This window comes from Sphingomonas sp. T1, assembly GCF_902506585.1.
Taxonomy (GTDB): Bacteria; Pseudomonadota; Alphaproteobacteria; order Sphingomonadales; family Sphingomonadaceae; genus Sphingomonas; species Sphingomonas aerolata.
The window spans coordinates 2,811,850-2,829,591 of sequence record NZ_LR733875.1 but is presented as its reverse complement, the minus strand read 5'-3'; the positions used below and the strand labels follow the sequence as shown (position 1 = coordinate 2,829,591).

Sequence of the window (17,742 nt, the reverse complement as noted above, 5' to 3'; positions counted from 1 at the left end):
GGGGGAGCGGGGTCAGCCAGGTGGGGACCTGGTTCTTTGCCATCTGCGCGTAGAAGCCGTTGGGGCTGCGGGCCTTGTAGTTGGTCGATTCCGCCGCGTTGGGGCAGAGCAGCAACAGGGTCGCGCCGTGGCGTTTGATGATCGCGTGGGCTTCGTCGGGGGTGCGGCCGAAGGCGTGCTGGACGTCGAGGATCGCAGCGCCGTTGCGGTGATAGGGGCCGGCGATCGCATTGTGGTGCGTGATCGTGATCAGCCGCGGACCCATGTCGACGAAGGTGAAGATCGTCTGCGCGGGGTATTTGTTCAGCGCGAGCAGCACGGTGGTGCGCAGGCAGTTGCCGGTCGCCATGTTGACGCGCTTTTCATAGCCCTTGGGCTTGCCCACGGGGACGTATTTGAGCGCGATGCCGACGAAGAAGCCCGAGACGATCACCAGCGCGCCCGCGGTGCCGAGCACGCGCACCAGCATCGAGCGGTGGCCGAGCAGCCGGGGGACGATCACCCAGGCGAGCGCGACGCCGCCGGGGACCGCGAGCATCTGCGCCGCGGGACCGGCGCGGACCTGCCACAACAGCATCAGCACCGCGAAGGTGGTGAACAGCGCGACCGCGACCCAGCCGATCGCGCTCGGGCGGCGGCGTGCGCGCCATGCGGCGAACAGCGCGCCAAGCAGGCCGATCACCGGCAGCGTCGCGATCGCGACGCCGGTGCGCCAGCTGTGCTTGTAGATCGGTTTCGCCTCACGGACATTGTTCAGCCAGTTGCGCTGAAGCTCGGGCGAGACGCCCTCGGGCCGGGCGAGGCATTGCGGGAACATCAGCGCGAAGCCGATCACGATCGCCGCGCCCGCCGCGACCGCGAGCGCGAGCCGCACCCCGCGTGATGCAGGGCCGAAGCGCGCGAGCAGGAAGAGGAGCATTCCGGCGGCGATCATCACGCTGAGCCACACGGGCGTCAGCGCGTCGCAGCGCATCGCCTGGTTCGCGTTCGAGGCGAACAGTGCGAAACCGAGCGTGCTGCCGCCACCCAGCGTCAGCGCATAGACCGCGAGCCGCGGCGCCTCGGCGCGGTCCCAGACCCAGCGCAGTGCGATGATCGCGCCCGCCATCGCGGCATAGGGGAGAAGTTCGAGCCCGATCGAGAGCGACACCGCGCTCGCGATCCCGACCAGCGCGCCGCCGCGTCGCGCGCGCGGGTCGCACAGGCCGGCGAGCGTGAGGCTGAGCATCGCGAGCTGCCAGCCGTGATGGTCGATGCGTTCGGGCATGTACATCAGCATCGTCGCGGTCGCGCCGACGAGGAACAGGATCGCGAGCGGCCAGGCGAGCGGGTGGATCAGCCGCCGCACGGTCGCGCCGATGCCGAGCATCGCGATCGACAGCGGCAGCAAGGGCGCGATCCCGCAGGCGAGCCGTTCGGCCCAGCTGTTGCTGGTGAACAGGCGGAAGAAGAGGATGAGGCCGGCGATCGGCAGGTCGACGATCCGGCTCCAGTGGATGTCGAAGCCGGCGGGCGGGTTCATCCGGTACTGGCGCAGATCATACCAGCCCTGGCCGTCCAGCCATGCGCGGACCTGCATCAGGCGCATATTGTCGTCGGTATCGCCGAGCGACAGCCAGCGGACCTGACCCCAGCGGTCGGCCAGCGACCAGGCGGCGACGCCGAGCCATGCCAGCAGCGTCAACGCGACCCAGTGGCGATCGAGCAGGTCGCGCCCCCGCTGCCATGGGGACTGGTGGGGCTGATCCAAAACGCTTTCCTCCTGACCGCGCGCGGACTAATGCGCGGGGCGTGACGTTGAGCGCCGCTGTATCGACGCGCGTGTAAAGAACAAGGCGGGCATGCAGGCGATCAGGCGACAGATGGACCAGATGCGGGCGAGCGGCGTGCTCGGCCAGCTCTTCCGCTTCGGGATTGCGGGCGGGCTGTCGAGCGTGATCTATTCGCTCGTCTATCTGCCGCTGACCAAGTTCGTGTTTCCGCCCGAGCAGGCGGTCGCGGCGGTGCCGTTCGCCTTTGCCGTCGCGGTGACCGCGGGCTATTTCCTGCACAGCCGGTGGAGCTTCAAGGGGCATGCCGCCGAGCCGGGCGGGGCCAAGCACGTCAAGTTCGTGCTGGTGCAGGGGACGGGGCTCGCGCTCAACGCGCTGATCACCTGGGTCGGGACCGCGTTCCTTCATCTGCATCCCTGGGTACCGCTGGTCCCCGCGGTGTTCCTTGCCGCGATCGTGACGTTCGTGCTCAACCGCTTCTGGGTATTCTCTTGATTATGGCCGATTGCTGATGGACCGCATCGTTTACGACCGGATGGCCGCGCATGATTCCACGCACTGGTGGTACCGCGCGCGCCGCGACATCCTGGCGGATTATCTGACGCGCTATGGCGGCCTGCCGGCGGATGCGAAGATCCTCGAGATCGGCTGCGGAACGGGGCATAATCTGCCGATGCTGGCGGGGTTCGGCGAGATCGACGCGATCGAGATCGACCCGGCGGCGCGCGAGATCGCGAGCGCACGGCTCGGCAAGCCGGTCGGGGCGGCGCCTTTGCCGGAGCTGCCGGGGGTGCCGCGCGGGCATTACGACCTGATCGCGGTGCTCGACGTGGTCGAGCATATCGCGGACGACGTCGCGGCGCTGAAGGCGATGGCGCAGTGCCTCGCGCCCGGCGGCAAGATCCTGATCGCGGTGCCGGCGCACCAGTGGCTGTGGAGCGCGCACGACACGGTCAACCATCACCATCGGCGCTATTCGAAGGCGACGCTGAAGACGGCGATCGCGGCGGCGGGGCTGAAGCCCGACAAGCTCGGCTATTTCAATTCGCTGCTGTTCCCGCTGGCAGCGGCGGCGCGGATCGCCGGACGGCTGTCGGGCCGCGACGACAGCGACGATTCGCCGCCCGCCAAGCCGCTGAATGCGCTGTTCGAGCGGATCTTCCGGCTGGAGCGGCATCTGGTCGGGCGCGTGCCGATGACGCCGGGGGTGTCTATCGTGACGCTGGCGGTGCCGGGGTAGGGGGTGGCGAGCGCGACACTGTGTCTGCGCTCTCCGTCACTCTTGCTGGTCCGGTGATTGCCGATATCTATCCGGGATCGGACGGACGAACGCCGCCAGGACGCACCCGACGATCAGTGCGCCGAGCTTCACCAGGTCGAAAGCGTCGCCGTTCTGCACGGTCTCGATCAGACCGGTCAGGGCGAGCCAACCGATCGCAAACGACAGAAATGGCGTCATGGCCATACGCAGCCGCGGGGGCAGCCTGTTCGCCAACCGTGCCGTTACCGTCGCCATCCCAATCTCCTCTGCGTGAAGACATGTCACGACGGTCTTATGTCCGCAATCTGGCCAGGCGCCGTCCCATGTTCGTTCGCCCTGAGCGCAGTCGAAGGATGGGTGCCGTGGGGCGGTGCTTCGACTGCGCTCAGCACGAACGGGGGGGGCTGTAGTTGGGTGGGTTTCGCACGTGACGTCTCTCCAATTCCTCCCCGGCGGAGGCCGGGGTTCAGTTGGGGGACGGTGCTGACGGCTGTGGCGCTTCGTTACTCTGACCTTCCCAACTGGGCCCCGGCCTTCGCCGGGGTGGCGAGGCGGGTGGCTAGCGCGCCGGCGGCGGGAATGGCGAGGAGCGCGGTTGCGGCCATCCAGGCGGGATGCTCGACCAGCACGAAATTCGCCGCGGTCGCGAGCAGGACGAGCAGCGTGACACTCCAGCCAGCACCCCGGCGACGTCCGGCGACGCGCGCCGCCACGGCCGCGCCCGAAAAGGCCGCGAGCGACCAGCCCAGGACGATCCCGCCGAGCAGGGCCGGCGGCTGACGGGCGACATAGTCGCGCATCGCGTCGGCGTTGCCGGGATCGGGCGGGGGCGTGGTCGAGACGGTGTGGAACAGCGTGTCGGTGGCGACGATGAGCAGGACCGCGATGGCCAGGCCGGCCATGATCGACACGATGAGCCTTAGCATCATGCTGCCTCCCTCTTGCGGGTGGAAGGCTGCGCCGCTTTGCAGGGCGCGTCAATATTGGTGTCGGGCGGGTGCTTGCGGGGTGAGCCCCCACCCCAACCCCTCCCCTGAAGAGGAGGGGCTATTTTACGTAACGGGGGTTTCGGTGGGTTCGGCGCGGAAGCCCAATGTGGCCTTGCCCTGGATGGGGCCGGCGATGTCGGCGACGATGTAGAGGGGGCGGCGTTTGGATTCGACGTAGAGGCGGCCGAGATATTCGCCGATCATGCCGAGTACGAACATCTGCACCGCGCCGAGGAACACCGTCACCAGCATCGTCGAGGTCCAGCCCTGCACCGCGCTGCCCGAGAGCCAGCCGATCGCGATGTAGACGAACAGCAGCAGCGAGACGCCGGTGAGCGCGAGGCCGGCATGGCTGGCGAAGCGCAACGGGGCGGTCGAGAAGCCGGTGACCGCGTCGAAGGCGAGCCGCATCATCTTGGCGAGCGGATAGTTGGTCTCGCCCGCGTGCCGCTCGGCGCGGTCATAGGCGAAGGGGATTTGGCGGAAGCCGATCCAGGCGACCATGCCGCGGATGAAGCGCGCCTGTTCGGGGAGCGACAGGAACGCGTCCAATGCGCGCCGGCTCATCAGCCGGAAATCGCCGGTGTCGACCGGGATCGGCGTGTCGGTCATCTTGGTCAGCAGCCGGTAGAAGGCGGCGGCGGTGGCTTTCTTGAACACGGTCTCGCCCGCGCGCTGGCGGCGGACCGCGTAGACGACGTCGGCCTGCTGCTCGGCCATCGCGGCGCGCATCTGGGGGAGGAGCTCGGGGGGATCCTGGAGATCGGCGTCGATGATCAGGATCTGCTCGCCCGCGCACAGGTCGAGCCCGGCGGTGAGCGCGAGCTGATGCCCGTGGTTGCGCGACAGGTTGATCGCGACGAGCCGGGGATCGGCGGCGGCGAGACGCTGCATCACCGACCAGCTGTCGTCGCGCGAGCCGTCGTTGATCAGGACGATCTCGTAATCCTCACCGACCGCGCTCTGCGCCGCGCCGGAGATGCGCGCGTGGAGGAGGTCGAGGCAGGCGGCCTCGTTATAGCAGGGGACGACGACGGAGAGCGCGGGACGGTGCATCCCCGCTCTCTAGCCGCCCCGTTGCGCGGCGTCATCGTTTGTTCTTGGGGGAGGATTAGGCGTCAGGCCTTGGCCAGCGCGGTGGCGCGGGCTTCGACGAGGCGTTCGAGGATCGTGAGGGGGACGGCGCCGTCGCGCAGCACTTCGTGGAACTGCTTCACGTCGAACTTGTCGCCGAGGATCTTCTTCGCGGTGTCGCGGGCGCGGAGCCAGCTGATGTGGCCGAGTTTGTAGCTGCAGGCCTGGCCCGGCATCGTGCAGTAACGCTCGATCTCGCGCTGCGAGCGGGGGCGGGCGAAGCCGACGGTGTCGACGAAATAGTCGGTCGCCTGTTCGCGCGTCCAGCGCTTGGCGTGGATGCCGGTGTCGGCGACGAGGCGCGCGGCGCGGAAGAGGAAGGACTGGAGATAGCCCGCGCGTTCGATCGGGCCGGCATAGCCGCCGAGTTCGTCGGCGAGCTGTTCGGCGTAGAGCGCCCAGCCCTCGACATAGGCGCCGAAGAACGAGAATTTGCGCAGCAGCGGCGTGTCGAGCCCGGCGACGAGGCTGAGCTGGAGATGATGGCCCGGCACGCCCTCGTGATAGGTGAGCGAGGGGAGCGTGTATTTGGGCCAGTCGGCGACGCTTTTCAGGTTGATGAAGTAGATCGCCGGGCGCGAGCCGTCGAGCGCGGCGAGCCGGTAATAGCCGTTCGAGGCGCCGTCCTGGATATCGGTCGGGACTGCGCGGATCTGGAGCGGGGCGGACGGCGGGTTTATGAACGCCTGGGGGAGCTTGGCCTGCATCGCGGCGAGCCCGGTGTTGAGCCCGGCGATGAGGTCGGTGCGGCCGGCGGGCGTGTCGGGATAGAGCTGTGCCGGGGTGGCGTTGAAGGCGGCGAGGCGTGCGCCGATGCTGCCCTTAGTCAGGCCCTGCGCCTTGAGGATGGTGTCGAGTTCGGCGCCGATCTGCGCGACCTGGTCGAGGCCGAGCTTGTGGACCTCGTCGGGGGTGAAATTGGTGGTGGTCGCCTGCGCGAGCGCGGCGGCGTAGATCGCGTCGCCGCCGGGGATCGCCCAGAGCCCGGCCTCGGTGCGGGCCGTGGTGCGGAGCTGCTTGACCAGCGCGATCTGGCGGTCGAGCGCGGGATAGACCTTGTCCGTCACGAGCGCGGTGGCGCGGCGGTCCCAGTCGCCGGTCAGCCCGGCGGCCCTGGTGCGCGTCGCGACCGAGGTGACGAGGCCGCTCTGCGCGGGCGCGGGGGCGCGCAGCGCCGCCATCTGGCCGAGCGCGAGGTCGAGCGAGATGCCGGGGGCGACGAGGCCGCGTTTCGCGCGCTCGGCCTGCGTCGCGGTGTCGCCGTCGAGCGCGGTCGCGAACGCGTCGAGGCGCGCGCAATAGGCGTCCGCGTCGGCGGCGGTCTTGATCGTGTGCGCGCTGTCGAGGAAGTCGGGGACGTCGAAATAGGCGCCGTCCTGCTGGCTGATAACATAGGGGTTGGTGGGGGAGCCGAGCCCGAACCGCTCGGCGGCGGTGCGCTGCTGGTTCTGCGAATAGAGCACCACCTCGCGGTTGAGGCGGCCGGCGTCGGAGAGGGTGGCGGGGGGCACGGCCTCGATCTGCGCGATCGTGCGGGTGGTGCGCGCGAGGTTCGCCCTGACCGCGCCGGGGGTGTAATCGCCGAGCCGGCTTTTCAGCGCGGCGTTGGCGCCCTTGTCGAGCCCGAGCTGGGTGGCGAATTCGGGGGCGTATTTGAGGTTCGCGTCGAAGATCGAGGTGAGGAGCGCGTCGAGCTTCGCGTCGCCGGGGGTGGCGCCGGCGGCGAGGGCTGCGCGCGGGACGAGGGCGAGGGTGGCGAGCATGCTCGCGGACGAGAGGAAGGCGCGACGGTTCATGTGATGGGTCCCCCGGGGTGTTGCGGGGGATAGTAGCCGGGGATCTGTGCGGGGCAAGCGGCGCTGTCCGGGGGTTTGGTGGGTGGGGGAGGAGGACAGGCAATATGGGTCCGCCTATCCTCCCCTTCCGTCAGGCTATGCCTGCCACCTCCCCCTGGCGGGGGAGGAGGGGCGGCGTCAGAGCTTTTCGGTCAGTTCGGGGACGATCTTGAACAGATCGCCGACCAGGCCGATGTCCGCGACCTGGAAGATCGGCGCGTCCTCGTCCTTGTTGATCGCGATGATCGTCTTCGAATCCTTCATGCCCGCGAGATGCTGGATCGCGCCCGAGATGCCGACTGCGACATAGACTTCGGGGGCGACGATCTTGCCCGTCTGGCCGACCTGATAGTCGTTCGGGGCATAGCCCGCATCGACCGCGGCGCGGCTTGCACCGACGCCCGCGCCAAGCTTGTCCGCGAGCGGATCGATGAGCGCGTGGAACTGGTCGCTCGAGGCCAGCGCACGGCCGCCCGAAACGATGACCTTCGCGCTGGTCAGTTCGGGACGCTCGTTCTTCGCGATCTCCGCGCCGGCAAAGGTCGACAGACCCTTGTCGCCGGTCGAGGCGACCGCCTCGATATCGCCAGAGCCGCCTTCGGTGGCGGCCTTTTCGAACGCGGTGCCGCGGACGGTGATGACCTTCTTCGCGTCCGACGACTGGACGGTGGCGATCGCGTTGCCCGCATAGATCGGGCGCGTAAACGTGTCGTCGCTCTCGACCGAGAGGATGTCGCTGATCTGCATGACGTCGAGCAGGGCTGCGACGCGCGGCGCGATATTCTTGCCGTGCGTGGTCGACGGCGCGACGAACGCGTCGTGATGCCCCATCAGCTCGACGATCAGCGGCGCGACGTTTTCGGCGAGCGCGTGCGCGAACGCTGCGTCGTCGGCGACGTGCACCTTGCCGACGCCGGCAATCTTCGCGGCGGCGGCGGCGACGGCGTCGACCCCCTGCCCTGCGACCAGCAAATGGACCTCGCCGAGCTTGCTCGCGGCAGTGACCGCGGAAAGCGTGGCGTCCTTGACGACCTGACCGTCATGTTCGACCCAAACGAGCGTCTTCACTTTGCGACTCCCATCGTCTTGAGTTTGCCGACGAGCTCGTCGACGTCAGCGACCTTGATCCCCGCCGAGCGCTTGGCGGGCTCGACGACCTTCAGCGTGGTCAGCCGCGGCGTCACGTCGACACCGAAGTCGGCCGGCGCCTTGGTCGCCATCGGCTTCGACTTGGCCTTCATGATGTTCGGCAGCGACGCATAGCGCGGCTCGTTGAGGCGAAGATCGGTGGTGATGATCGCGGGCAGCTTGAGCGTGTCGGTCTCCGCGCCGCCATCGACTTCGCGCGTCACATGGACCGAGCCGTCAGCGATCTCGACCTTCGACGCGAACGTGCCCTGGCCCCAGTTAAGGAGGCCGGCGAGCATCTGCCCGGTCTGGTTGTTGTCGTCGTCGATCGCCTGCTTGCCGAGGATGACGAGGTCGGGCTGTTCTTCCTCGACGATCTTGGCGAGGATCTTGGCGACGCCCAATGGCTCGACCTTGGTCTCGCTGAGGACGAGGATCGCGCGGTCGGCACCCATGGCGAGCGCAGTGCGCAGCGTTTCCTGCGATTTCTGCTCGCCGATCGACACGACGACGATCTCTGTCACGCCCTTGTCCTTCAGGCGGATCGCTTCCTCGACCGCGATCTCGTCGAACGGATTCATGCTCATCTTGACGTTCGCCAGATCGACGCCCGTTCCGTCCGCCTTCACGCGAGGCTTAACGTTGTAGTCAAGCACACGCTTGACCGGCACCAGCACCTTCATCAGGATTCCTTCCAAGGTGAATATGTTCGTTTCGCCCGCCGGTTACCGGCTGCGTTGGTGCGACAGATGGCGGTTTCGCGTCGTTTTCGCAAGTGCGGTACGGAAACATCGGATACCGTAGCGTCACGACGACCGCCCCGTCGGACCGGCTGCGATACCAACGAAAAAGGGCCCGGACGTTTCCGTCCGAGCCCCGTTTTTCGCGAAGTCAGTATGCGAGGCCGACAGCGTTTACGCCGCGACCTTCTGCACCTCTGCGACGATCTTCTTGGCGGCGTCGCCAAGGTCGTTCGCCGGGACGATCGCCAGGCCGGAGTTCGCGAGGATCTCCTTGCCCTTCTCGACATTCGTGCCCTCGAGGCGGACGACGAGCGGGACCGACAGGTTCACTTCCTTCGCCGCCGCGACGATGCCGTCGGCGATGATGTCGCACTTCATGATGCCGCCGAAGATGTTGACGAGAATGCCCTTCACGTTCGGATCCGCGAGGATGATCTTGAACGCGGCCGTCACCTTCTCCTTGTTGGCGCCGCCGCCGACGTCGAGGAAGTTGGCCGGGAACATGCCGTTGAGCTTGATGATGTCCATCGTCGCCATGGCGAGGCCTGCGCCGTTGACCATGCAGCCGATGTCGCCGTCGAGCTTGATATAGGCGAGGTCGTACTTCGACGCCTCGAGCTCGGCGGGATCTTCCTCGGTCTCGTCGCGCAGCTGGAGCAGGTCCTTGTGGCGGAACAGCGCGTTGCCGTCGAACGCGACCTTCGCGTCGAGCACCATCAGCTTGCCGTCGTTGGTGACCGCGAGCGGGTTGATCTCGATCTGCTCGGCATCGGTGCCCATGAACGCGTCATACAGCTTCGACGCGGTGTTCGCGGCCTGCTTGGCGAGATCGCCGGTCAGCTGGAGTGCTGCGGCAACGGCGCGGCCGTGATGCGGCATGAAGCCGGTCGCCTGGTCGATGTCGATCGACTGGATCTTCTCGGGCGTGTCGTGTGCGACCGCCTCGATGTCCATGCCGCCTTCGGTCGAGGCCACCATCATCACCCGGCCGGTGGTGCGGTTGAGCGTCAGCGCGAGGTAGAATTCCTTGTCGATGTCGACGCCGTCGGTGACGTACAGGCGATTGACCTGCTTGCCCGCGTCACCCGTCTGGATGGTGACGAGCGTGTTGCCGAGCATGTCGGTCGCGGCCGCGCGAACCTCGTCCTCGGTCTTGGCGAGGCGGACGCCGCCCTTGGCGTCGGGGCCGAGCTCGACGAACTTGCCCTTGCCGCGGCCGCCGGCGTGGATCTGCGCCTTGACGACGTAGAGCGGTCCGGGGAGCTTCTTCGAGGCCTCGACGGCTTCCTCGACGGTCAGCGCCGCGAAACCGGCGGGGACGGGGACGCCGAACTTGGCCAGCAGTTCCTTGGCCTGGTATTCATGGATGTTCATCGGGAAGGCTCCACGCAATTTTTGGGAAACTCGGGAATTACCAGCGCGTAAAGCACAGGGCGCGCCGCAAATCCACCCTTAAGGCATTTGCACTTGCGTCTCGTTCGCAATAGAGTGAGGGGATCGCTGATTTTTGGCCATTTTGCGGATGCGCGCCGCCGCGGATCGAAACGCCTGCCGGATCACAAACATTTGCGGAAAAGTAACCCTTTTCGTGCCAGAGTTGAACCATGACAGACCCCGCCTACGACTCGCCTGAGACTCGGACCGGTGAAGAGCCCGGTGGAGAGTTGCGCCGGGCGTTGCGCAAATCCGTCAGGATGCGTGCGCATCTGCGCGACCGCGGCCAGACGCGGTTCGAGATCGAAGTGACCGACTTGTCGCTATCGGGGTTCCGGGCCGAGACGAGCTTCACGCTCTGGCCGGGGACGGTCGTGTGGCTGACATTGCCCGGCCTCGCCGCGCTCGAGGCGGTGGTCGCGTGGCGCGACAAGTTCAAATATGGCTGCGCCTTCGCCAAGCCGCTACACCCTGCGGTGTTCGACCACATCGTGGCGCTGTCGCAGCGGTAACCCGGCGACCGCACCACGATCCGACAGCGGCGCGCCTCAGTCGAACAGGCTCGAGACGCTGGTTTCATCCGCGATCCGCTTGATCGCCTCGCCGAGCAGTGGTGCGATCTGCAGGTGGCGGATCTTGCCATGCGCGCCCTTGATCACGTCGTGATTGCCGATCGAATCGGTGATGACGAGCTCGCGCAGTTCGGAGCCCTCGACCCGCGCGACCGCGCCGCCCGACAGCACGCCGTGCGTGACATAGGCGACGACGCCCTCGGCGCCCGCCTCCATCAGCGCGGCCGCCGCATTGCACAGCGTGCCTGCCGAATCGACGATGTCGTCGACCAGGATGCAGAAGCGGCCCTCGACCTCGCCGATGATGTTCATCACCTCCGATTCGCCTGCGCGCTCGCGACGCTTGTCGACGATCGCGAGTGGCGCGTTGTTAAGGCGCTTGGCGAGCACGCGCGCGCGCACCACGCCGCCGACGTCGGGGGAGACGACCATCAGGTTCTTGCCCTTGAACCGCGCAAGGATATCCGCGGACATGACCGGCGCCGCATAGAGATTGTCGGTCGGGATATCGAAGAAGCCCTGGATCTGCCCGGCATGGAGATCGACCGAGAGGACGCGGTTGGCGCCCGCGACGGTGATGAGGTTCGCGACGAGCTTGGCCGAGATCGGCGTACGCGGGCCGGGTTTCCGGTCCTGGCGGGCATAACCCATATAGGGGATGACCGCGGTGATGCGGCGTGCCGACGCGCGCTTCAGCGCGTCGATCATGATGAGCAATTCCATGAGGTTGTCGTTCGCCGGAAAGCCGGTCGACTGGATCACGAACACGTCCTCGCCGCGGACATTCTCGTTGATCTCGACGAACACTTCCTCGTCGGCAAAGCGGCGGACGCTGACATCGGTCAGCGGGATTTCGAGATAGGCGGCGATCTCCTGCGCCAGAGGCAGGTTGGAATTGCCGGTCATCAGTTTCATCAAAATCGCTCCACGCCCAGTCGCACGCCCCTTAGTCCCGGTGTTCCAATGGGGAAAGGGCCGAAGGGGTTTGCCGGCGCGCGCGCCGCTTCGTACAGCGCAGGGCATGACCGTCATAACCCGTTTCGCCCCCTCGCCCACCGGCCGGCTGCACGTCGGCAACATCCGTACCGCGCTCCACAACTGGATGTTCGCGCGCGCGCAAGGCGGACGCTTCCTGCTGCGGATCGACGACACCGATGCGGCGCGCAGCGAGGAACGGTTCGTCGACGCGATCCGTAGCGATCTCGACTGGCTGGGGATGACGCCCGATGGCGAGGAACGCCAGTCAGCGCGGTTCGCGCTGTACGAGGCGCGGTTCGCGGCGCTGGTCGAGAGCGGGCATATCTATCCGGCGTATGAGAGCGCGCAGGAGCTTGACCTGAAGCGCAAGATTCAGGCGGGGCGCGGATTGCCGCCGATCTATGATCGCGCGGCGCTGGCGCTCACCGAGGCGCAGCGCGCGGCGTACGAGCGCGACGGGGTGGCGCCGCACTGGCGATTCAAGCTCGATCACGACACGCCGATCGCCTGGACCGACCTGATCCGCGGCGACCAGCATTTCGAGGCGCGGACGATGAGCGACCCGGTGATCCGGCGCGCGGACGGGTCGTGGCTGTACATGCTGCCGTCGGCGATCGACGATGCCGATATGGGCGTGACTCATGTCGTGCGCGGCGAGGATCATGTGTCGAACACCGCGCTGCAGCTGCAGATGTTCGCAGCACTTGGCGCACCCGCGCCGCAGTTTGCGCACGAAGCGCTGCTGACCGGCGCAGAAGGGAAATTATCCAAGCGGCTGGGCTCGCTCGGCGCGGATCATTTCCGGGACGTCGGGATCGAGCCGCAGGCGGTGCGCGCGCTGCTCGCGCGGATCGGGACGAGCGATCCGGTCGAGCCGATCGCCAACGCTGCGCCGTTGATCGCGACGTTCGACTTCGCGCGGTTCGGCCGCGCGCCGGCGCGGTTCGACGAGGGGGAGCTGGCGCAGCTGAATGCGCGGATCCTGCATGCGCTGCCCTTTGCCGACGTCGCCGACCGCCTGCCCGCGGGGATGGGCGAGGCCGCATGGGAGGCGGTGCGCCCGAACCTGGTGACGCTCGCCGATGCCGCCGACTGGTGGCGGGTGATCGAGGGGCCGGTCGCGGTCGAGCCGGTCGGCGGGGACGAGGAGGCGACGTATCTCGACCAGGCGCTGGCGGCCGCTACGGCAATCGACTGGGCAAGTGACCCCTGGCACGCGCTGACGAGCCGGTTGAAGGCGGAGACGGGGCGCAAGGGCAAGGCGCTGTTCCTGCCGCTGCGCCGCGCGCTGACCGGGCGCGATCACGGGCCCGACATGGCCGCGCTGCTGCCGCTGATCGGGCGCGAGCGGGCACTGGCGCGACTGGTGGCCGCACGCGCCGGCTGAGGCTTGGCCGGGCGGGCTGAACCCCGCTCGCTGTCCCTAATCAAACGGCGTCTAATACGGTACCAATCGCGCTTGCGATGTATATGTAATGATGTACCATTTCATTCGGCGGTATCGATCGCGCCGCCATCCTCGAGGAGATGCGAAGGAGACGGACGGATGTACGCGAACAGAATGAGCCGGACGGGCGGATTGAACCCCGGAAGCCTGGGCGTCGCGCTGGCGATCAACGGCGTGGTGATCGGGGCGTTGTTCTTTGCAGCACCGGAACTGGTGCCGTTCGCGCCGCCCGACCCGCCGCTCACAATCTATATCCCGCACACCCCGCCGCCGCCCACGCCGGTGCCGCCCGCCGATCCTTTGGTCCGCCAGCAGCCGCGCCCAGCGCCGCGACCCGATGCACCGGTCCGGCAGGTGCCGACGCCAGCCACCGAAGGGTTCGAGGTCGTGCCGGACCCCCTGCCCTTCACCCCGCCGATCGACGTCGTCGGCACGGGCACAGGCAGCGTGACGGTCGATCCGCCCAAGCCGTCGCCCCTGGTCGTTCAGCCGGGCATCGACCCGCGCTATGCCGCGGATTTCCAGCCGGGTTATCCGTCCGAGGAACGCCGGGCCGGGCGCGAGGGGCGAGTCGTCCTGCGCGTGCTGATCGGCGCGGACGGGCGCGTGAAACAGGTCGAGCGGGTCACCGCCACCAGCGACGCCTTTTACCGCGCGACGCTGGACCGTGCGCTGACGAAGTGGCGGTTCAGGCCGGCGACGCGCGACGGGGTCGCGGTCGAGGCGTGGAAGACGATGAACCTGTCGTTCGTGCTGGAAAACTGAACCGCGGGCGGCGACCCGTCGCAAGGATGGGCCTGCAGGTCGGCCCCCCGGGTCGTCGCCCAAGGTACTGGCCTTGGGGGGCCTGCATGCCTATCTTTGCGCGATGGGCTCTTTCAGTCGTTTCTCGCCGGTCCGCGCCTATCGCGACCTCCGCCTGTTCCTCCGGGGCCGGCAGCCGTACGAGCTCGGCTTTCTCGCGCTGGCGATGCTCGTCACGGGCTTCCTGATCTACGCCTTCTCGAAGGACAGCTATGCCGAGCGCGAATATCGGCCGAACATCGTCTATGTCGAGCAATGGCCCGCGGATCGCACCGATGCGCAGATCGTCGCCCAGCAGAAGATCGACGCGCCGATCAAGGCCGCGCGGCTTGCCGAACAGAAGAAGCGCGAGGAGGAAACCCGCGCGTCGTTCAAGCGGATGGACGACAAGCTGAAGGCGCTGGGGATCTGACCATCGAATCCGGCCGGTTTGTCGGGGCAGCGCTGGCGCTGGCCGCGCGGGGACGTGGGCGGACGGCACCCAACCCTTGTGTAGGCTGCGTGATCGTCTCGGACGGGCGCGTCGTCGGGCGCGGCTGGACGCAAGCAGGCGGTCGGCCGCATGCCGAGGCGATGGCACTGGCGCAGGCGGGCGCGGAGGCGCGGGGAGCCACGGCCTATGTGACGCTCGAGCCCTGCGCGCATGAATCACCGCGCGGACCGGCGTGCAGCGACCTGTTGATCGCAGCGGGCGTGGCGCGGGTCGTCGCGGCGCTGGAGGATCCCGATCCGCGGACGGCGGGGCGCGGGTTCGCGCGGTTGCGCGACGCCGGGATCCGCGTCGAGACGGGCGTGCGCGCCGCCGAGGCGCGACGGTCAATGGCGGGGTTCCTTACACGACTCGTTCGCGGTCGGCCGCATGTCACGCTGAAGCTCGCGACCTCGCTCGACGGCTGTATCGCGATGGCGGACGGGTCGAGCCGCTGGATCACCGGGCCACAGGCGCGCGCGCATGCGCATCTCGAACGCAGCCGGCACGAGGCAATCCTGGTCGGGCGCGGGACGTTCGAGGCGGATGCGCCGCGACTCGACGTGCGGCTTGCGGGACTAGAGTCGCGGGCGCCGCTTCGCGTGCTGCTGTCGCGGACGGTGCCCGATGCGGACGCGGGGTGGCACGTCATCGCCGATCCGCAGGATATTTCGGCCTTGCCCGGCGACCATCTGCTGGTCGAGGGCGGCGCGGCCGTAGCGTCAGCGTTCCTTGCCGCGGATCTGGTCGACCGGCTGCTGCTGTACCGCGCGCCGATCCTGATCGGGAACGGCCGGCATTCCATTGGCGATATTGGTCTCGGCGATCTTTCCAGCGCGCATGGGCGCTGGTCGATCGTCGATTCACGGCAACTTGGCAGCGACCGAGTCGAGGTCTACGAGCGCGAGCGAAACGAGGGATAATGTTTACCGGAATCGTCACCGACATCGGCACAATCACCAGCGTGGCGCAGCAGGGCGACACGCGCGTGGTCATCGCGACCGCCTATGATCCCGCCACGATCGACCTGGGCGCGTCAATCGCGTGTTCAGGCGTCTGCCTGACCGTGGTCGACAAGTCCGCGGGTGGCGACGGACCGCACTGGTTCGCGGTCGACGTCTCGGGCGAGACGATCAGCCGCACCGCGCGCGACCAGTGGACGCAAGGTCGCCCGCTGAACCTCGAACGCGCGCTGAAGCTCGGCGAGGAACTGGGCGGACACATCGTCACCGGCCATGTCGACGGGCTGGGGACGGTCGTGTCGGTCGTCGAGGAAGGCGGCTCGCACCGCGTCACCGTCCGCGCCGGCACCGACATCGCGCCGTTCATCGCCGCCAAGGGATCGGTCACGATCGACGGCGTGTCGCTGACCGTCAACACCGTCCGCGACGTCGACGGCCCCGACGGGCAACGCGCGGTCGAGTTCGGGCTGAACATCATTCCGCATACCTGGGGCGTGACCACGCTCGGGACGATCGAGACGGACCGGACGGTCAATATCGAGATCGACGTCCTTGCCCGCTATCTCCAACGGATGGAGCATTACCGTGTCAATGCCAGCTGAACGCAGCGCCGAACTCGGGCGCCTGAAGCATGGATATCTGTCGAGCCCCGAAGAGATCATCGACGAGGCGCGCAACGGCCGGATGTTCATCCTGGTCGATGACGAGGACCGCGAGAACGAGGGCGACCTGGTCATCCCCGCGCAGATGGCGACGCCCGAGAAGATCAACTTCATGGCGAAGTTCGGTCGCGGGCTGATCTGTCTTGCGCTGACCAAGACGCGGACCGAAGAGCTCGGACTCGAGCTGATGAGCCGCAACAACGGCACGCGGCACGAGACCGCGTTCACCGTGTCGATCGAGGCGCTCGAAGGCGTCACCACGGGCATCTCTGCGGCGGATCGCGCGCGGACGATCGCAGTGGCGATCGATGCGACCAAGCAGAAGGCGGACATCGTCACCCCAGGCCATGTCTTCCCGCTGGTCGCGCGCGACGGCGGCGTGCTGATCCGCGCCGGCCATACCGAGGCGGCGGTCGACGTCGCGCGGCTGGCCGGGCTCAACCCCTCGGGCGTGATCTGCGAGATCATGAACGAGGACGGGACGATGGCGCGGATGGACGACCTCGTCACCTTCGCGCAGTTCCACAACATCAAGATCGGCACGATCCGCGACCTGATCGCGTATCGCCGCCGCTACGACCATCTCGTCGAGAAGCGCGCCGAGGCCAGGTTCACGTCTGAATGGGGCGGCGACTGGACTGCGCTGACCTTCTGGAACAAGGCGACGGGCACCGAGCAGGTCGCGCTGGTCAAGGGCCGGATCGACCCCGCAAAGCCGACGCTCGTCCGAATGCATGCGCTGTCGCCGTTCGCCGACATCTTCGGCGAATCGGGCGATCGCGGCCGGATCCTCGCGCGGTCGATGCAGATGATCGCGGACGAGGGCGCGGGCGTGATCGTCGTCATCAACCGGCCGCGCGGCAACGCGTTCACCTCTGCCGTGCTGAAGAAGGCAGGCGCGGAGATCACCCCGGACATGGAAGAGCTGCGCGACTACGGCGTCGGCGCGATGATCCTGACCGAGCTCGGCGTCCATGACATGGTCCTGATCACCAACACGCACCACACGCTGGTCGGGCTCGACGGCTATGGCCTGTCGATCGTCGGCGAACGCCCGATCGCTCCCCTCGACACCGAAAAGGCTCCCAACTGATGGCGCATATCCTGATCGTCGAAGCGCGGTTCTACGACCATCTGAACGACCTGCTGATCGAGGGCGCGCGCGCGGCGATCGAGGCGGCGGGGCACAGCCACGAGACGATCACCGTCCCCGGCGCGCTCGAGGTGCCCGGCGCGATCGCGCTGGCGGCCGAAAGCGAGACCTATGACGGCTATGTCGCGCTGGGCGTCGTGATCCGCGGCGAAACCTATCATTTCGAGATCGTCGCGGGCGAGAGCGCGCGCGGGATCATGGCGCTGACGATGGACGGCCTGCCGATCGGCAACGGCATCCTGACCACCGAGAACGAGGCGCAGGCGCTCACCCGCGCGCGCCCGACCGAGGGCGACAAGGGCGGCGCCGCGGCCAAGGCGGCGCTCGCGATGCTGGCGCTGAAGGACCGCTTCGTCGCGTAGGATGCCTGGGCGTTCGGACGTCCGCCCTCATCCACCC

19 protein-coding genes are annotated in these 17,742 nt (G+C 67.7%); 10 read left to right on the top strand and 9 right to left on the bottom strand.

Features of this window, described 5'->3' with window-relative positions; translation table 11 throughout:
• Positions 1-1,750: AcrB/AcrD/AcrF family protein (locus tag GV027_RS12865; protein ID WP_159512105.1), on the bottom strand; the 1,750-nt coding region annotated here is incomplete at its 3' end.
• Positions 1,751-1,841: 91 nt separating this feature from the next.
• Between GV027_RS12865 and GV027_RS12860 the strand changes: the two genes are divergently transcribed.
• Entirely contained in the window at positions 1,842-2,267 is a 426-nt protein-coding gene (locus GV027_RS12860) for a GtrA family protein (RefSeq protein WP_192003263.1), read from the top strand.
• 16 nt (positions 2,268-2,283) lie between these two features.
• Positions 2,284-3,012: a class I SAM-dependent methyltransferase gene (locus GV027_RS12855; RefSeq protein ID WP_056406929.1), complete on the top strand. Its 729-nt coding sequence runs from the start codon at positions 2,284-2,286 to the stop codon at positions 3,010-3,012.
• Between the two features lie 36 nt (positions 3,013-3,048).
• Here the strand turns inward: GV027_RS12855 and GV027_RS12850 are convergent, their stop codons facing one another.
• From GV027_RS12850 to sucC, 7 genes are all read right to left on the bottom strand, one after another.
• Positions 3,049-3,288: a hypothetical protein gene (locus GV027_RS12850; protein ID WP_159512104.1), complete on the bottom strand. Its 240-nt coding sequence runs from the start codon at positions 3,286-3,288 to the stop codon at positions 3,049-3,051.
• 248 nt (positions 3,289-3,536) lie between these two features.
• Positions 3,537-3,962 (bottom strand): hypothetical protein, encoded by a 426-nt coding sequence (locus tag GV027_RS12845; protein ID WP_159512103.1) that lies wholly within the window; start codon positions 3,960-3,962, stop codon positions 3,537-3,539.
• Between the two features lie 123 nt (positions 3,963-4,085).
• The gene (locus tag GV027_RS12840) at positions 4,086-5,078 is read right to left on the bottom strand and encodes a glycosyltransferase family 2 protein (protein WP_107930730.1); all 993 of its coding nucleotides are present in this window, start codon (positions 5,076-5,078) and stop codon (positions 4,086-4,088) included.
• A 62-nt stretch (positions 5,079-5,140) separates the two neighbouring features.
• Positions 5,141-6,952, bottom strand: coding sequence for a DUF885 domain-containing protein (locus GV027_RS12835; protein WP_159512102.1), 1,812 nt, complete (start codon positions 6,950-6,952; stop codon positions 5,141-5,143).
• A 177-nt stretch (positions 6,953-7,129) separates the two neighbouring features.
• A complete protein-coding gene (locus GV027_RS12830) occupies positions 7,130-8,059 on the bottom strand; it encodes an electron transfer flavoprotein subunit alpha/FixB family protein (protein ID WP_159512101.1) in 930 nt (309 codons plus the stop codon).
• A complete protein-coding gene (locus GV027_RS12825; protein WP_031393439.1) occupies positions 8,056-8,802 on the bottom strand; it encodes an electron transfer flavoprotein subunit beta/FixA family protein in 747 nt (248 codons plus the stop codon). Before GV027_RS12825 ends, GV027_RS12830 begins: the two co-directional genes overlap by 4 nt.
• 231 nt (positions 8,803-9,033) lie before the next feature.
• The gene (gene sucC / locus GV027_RS12820) at positions 9,034-10,236 is read right to left on the bottom strand and encodes an ADP-forming succinate--CoA ligase subunit beta (RefSeq protein ID WP_159512100.1); all 1,203 of its coding nucleotides are present in this window, start codon (positions 10,234-10,236) and stop codon (positions 9,034-9,036) included.
• A 230-nt stretch (positions 10,237-10,466) separates the two neighbouring features.
• Here sucC and GV027_RS12815 point away from each other — a divergent pair, with 230 nt between their 5' ends.
• A complete protein-coding gene (locus GV027_RS12815) occupies positions 10,467-10,808 on the top strand; it encodes a PilZ domain-containing protein (protein WP_042466950.1) in 342 nt (113 codons plus the stop codon).
• 36 nt (positions 10,809-10,844) lie between these two features.
• Here the strand turns inward: GV027_RS12815 and GV027_RS12810 are convergent, their stop codons facing one another.
• Positions 10,845-11,783, bottom strand: a complete 939-nt coding sequence (locus GV027_RS12810) for a ribose-phosphate pyrophosphokinase (RefSeq protein WP_056673279.1) — start codon at positions 11,781-11,783, stop codon at positions 10,845-10,847.
• Between the two features lie 106 nt (positions 11,784-11,889).
• Here GV027_RS12810 and gltX point away from each other — a divergent pair, with 106 nt between their 5' ends.
• The 7 genes from gltX to ribH all read left to right on the top strand — a co-directional run bounded on the left by gltX (position 11,890) and on the right by ribH (position 17,705).
• A complete protein-coding gene (gltX, locus tag GV027_RS12805; RefSeq protein WP_159512099.1) occupies positions 11,890-13,233 on the top strand; it encodes a glutamate--tRNA ligase in 1,344 nt (447 codons plus the stop codon).
• A gap of 159 nt (positions 13,234-13,392) precedes the next feature.
• On the top strand, positions 13,393-14,058 hold the full coding sequence (locus GV027_RS12800) for an energy transducer TonB (RefSeq protein ID WP_159512098.1): 666 nt from the start codon (positions 13,393-13,395) through the stop codon (positions 14,056-14,058).
• Positions 14,059-14,131: 73 nt separating this feature from the next.
• The gene (locus tag GV027_RS12795) at positions 14,132-14,509 is read left to right on the top strand and encodes a hypothetical protein (RefSeq protein WP_236559206.1); all 378 of its coding nucleotides are present in this window, start codon (positions 14,132-14,134) and stop codon (positions 14,507-14,509) included.
• Positions 14,506-15,489, top strand: a complete 984-nt coding sequence (ribD, locus tag GV027_RS12790; RefSeq protein ID WP_443029556.1) for a bifunctional diaminohydroxyphosphoribosylaminopyrimidine deaminase/5-amino-6-(5-phosphoribosylamino)uracil reductase RibD — start codon at positions 14,506-14,508, stop codon at positions 15,487-15,489. Before GV027_RS12795 ends, ribD begins: the two co-directional genes overlap by 4 nt.
• Positions 15,489-16,130, top strand: coding sequence for a riboflavin synthase (locus GV027_RS12785; RefSeq protein WP_159512097.1), 642 nt, complete (start codon positions 15,489-15,491; stop codon positions 16,128-16,130). The genes ribD and GV027_RS12785 overlap by 1 nt, the downstream gene beginning before the upstream one ends.
• Positions 16,120-17,283 carry a 3,4-dihydroxy-2-butanone-4-phosphate synthase gene (gene ribB / locus GV027_RS12780; RefSeq protein WP_031440487.1) on the top strand — a complete coding sequence of 388 codons (1,164 nt, stop codon included), beginning with the start codon at positions 16,120-16,122 and terminating at the stop codon, positions 17,281-17,283. The genes GV027_RS12785 and ribB overlap by 11 nt, the downstream gene beginning before the upstream one ends.
• A complete protein-coding gene (ribH, locus tag GV027_RS12775) occupies positions 17,283-17,705 on the top strand; it encodes a 6,7-dimethyl-8-ribityllumazine synthase (protein ID WP_159512096.1) in 423 nt (140 codons plus the stop codon). The genes ribB and ribH overlap by 1 nt, the downstream gene beginning before the upstream one ends.
• The last annotated feature ends 37 nt before the right edge of the window (positions 17,706-17,742 follow it).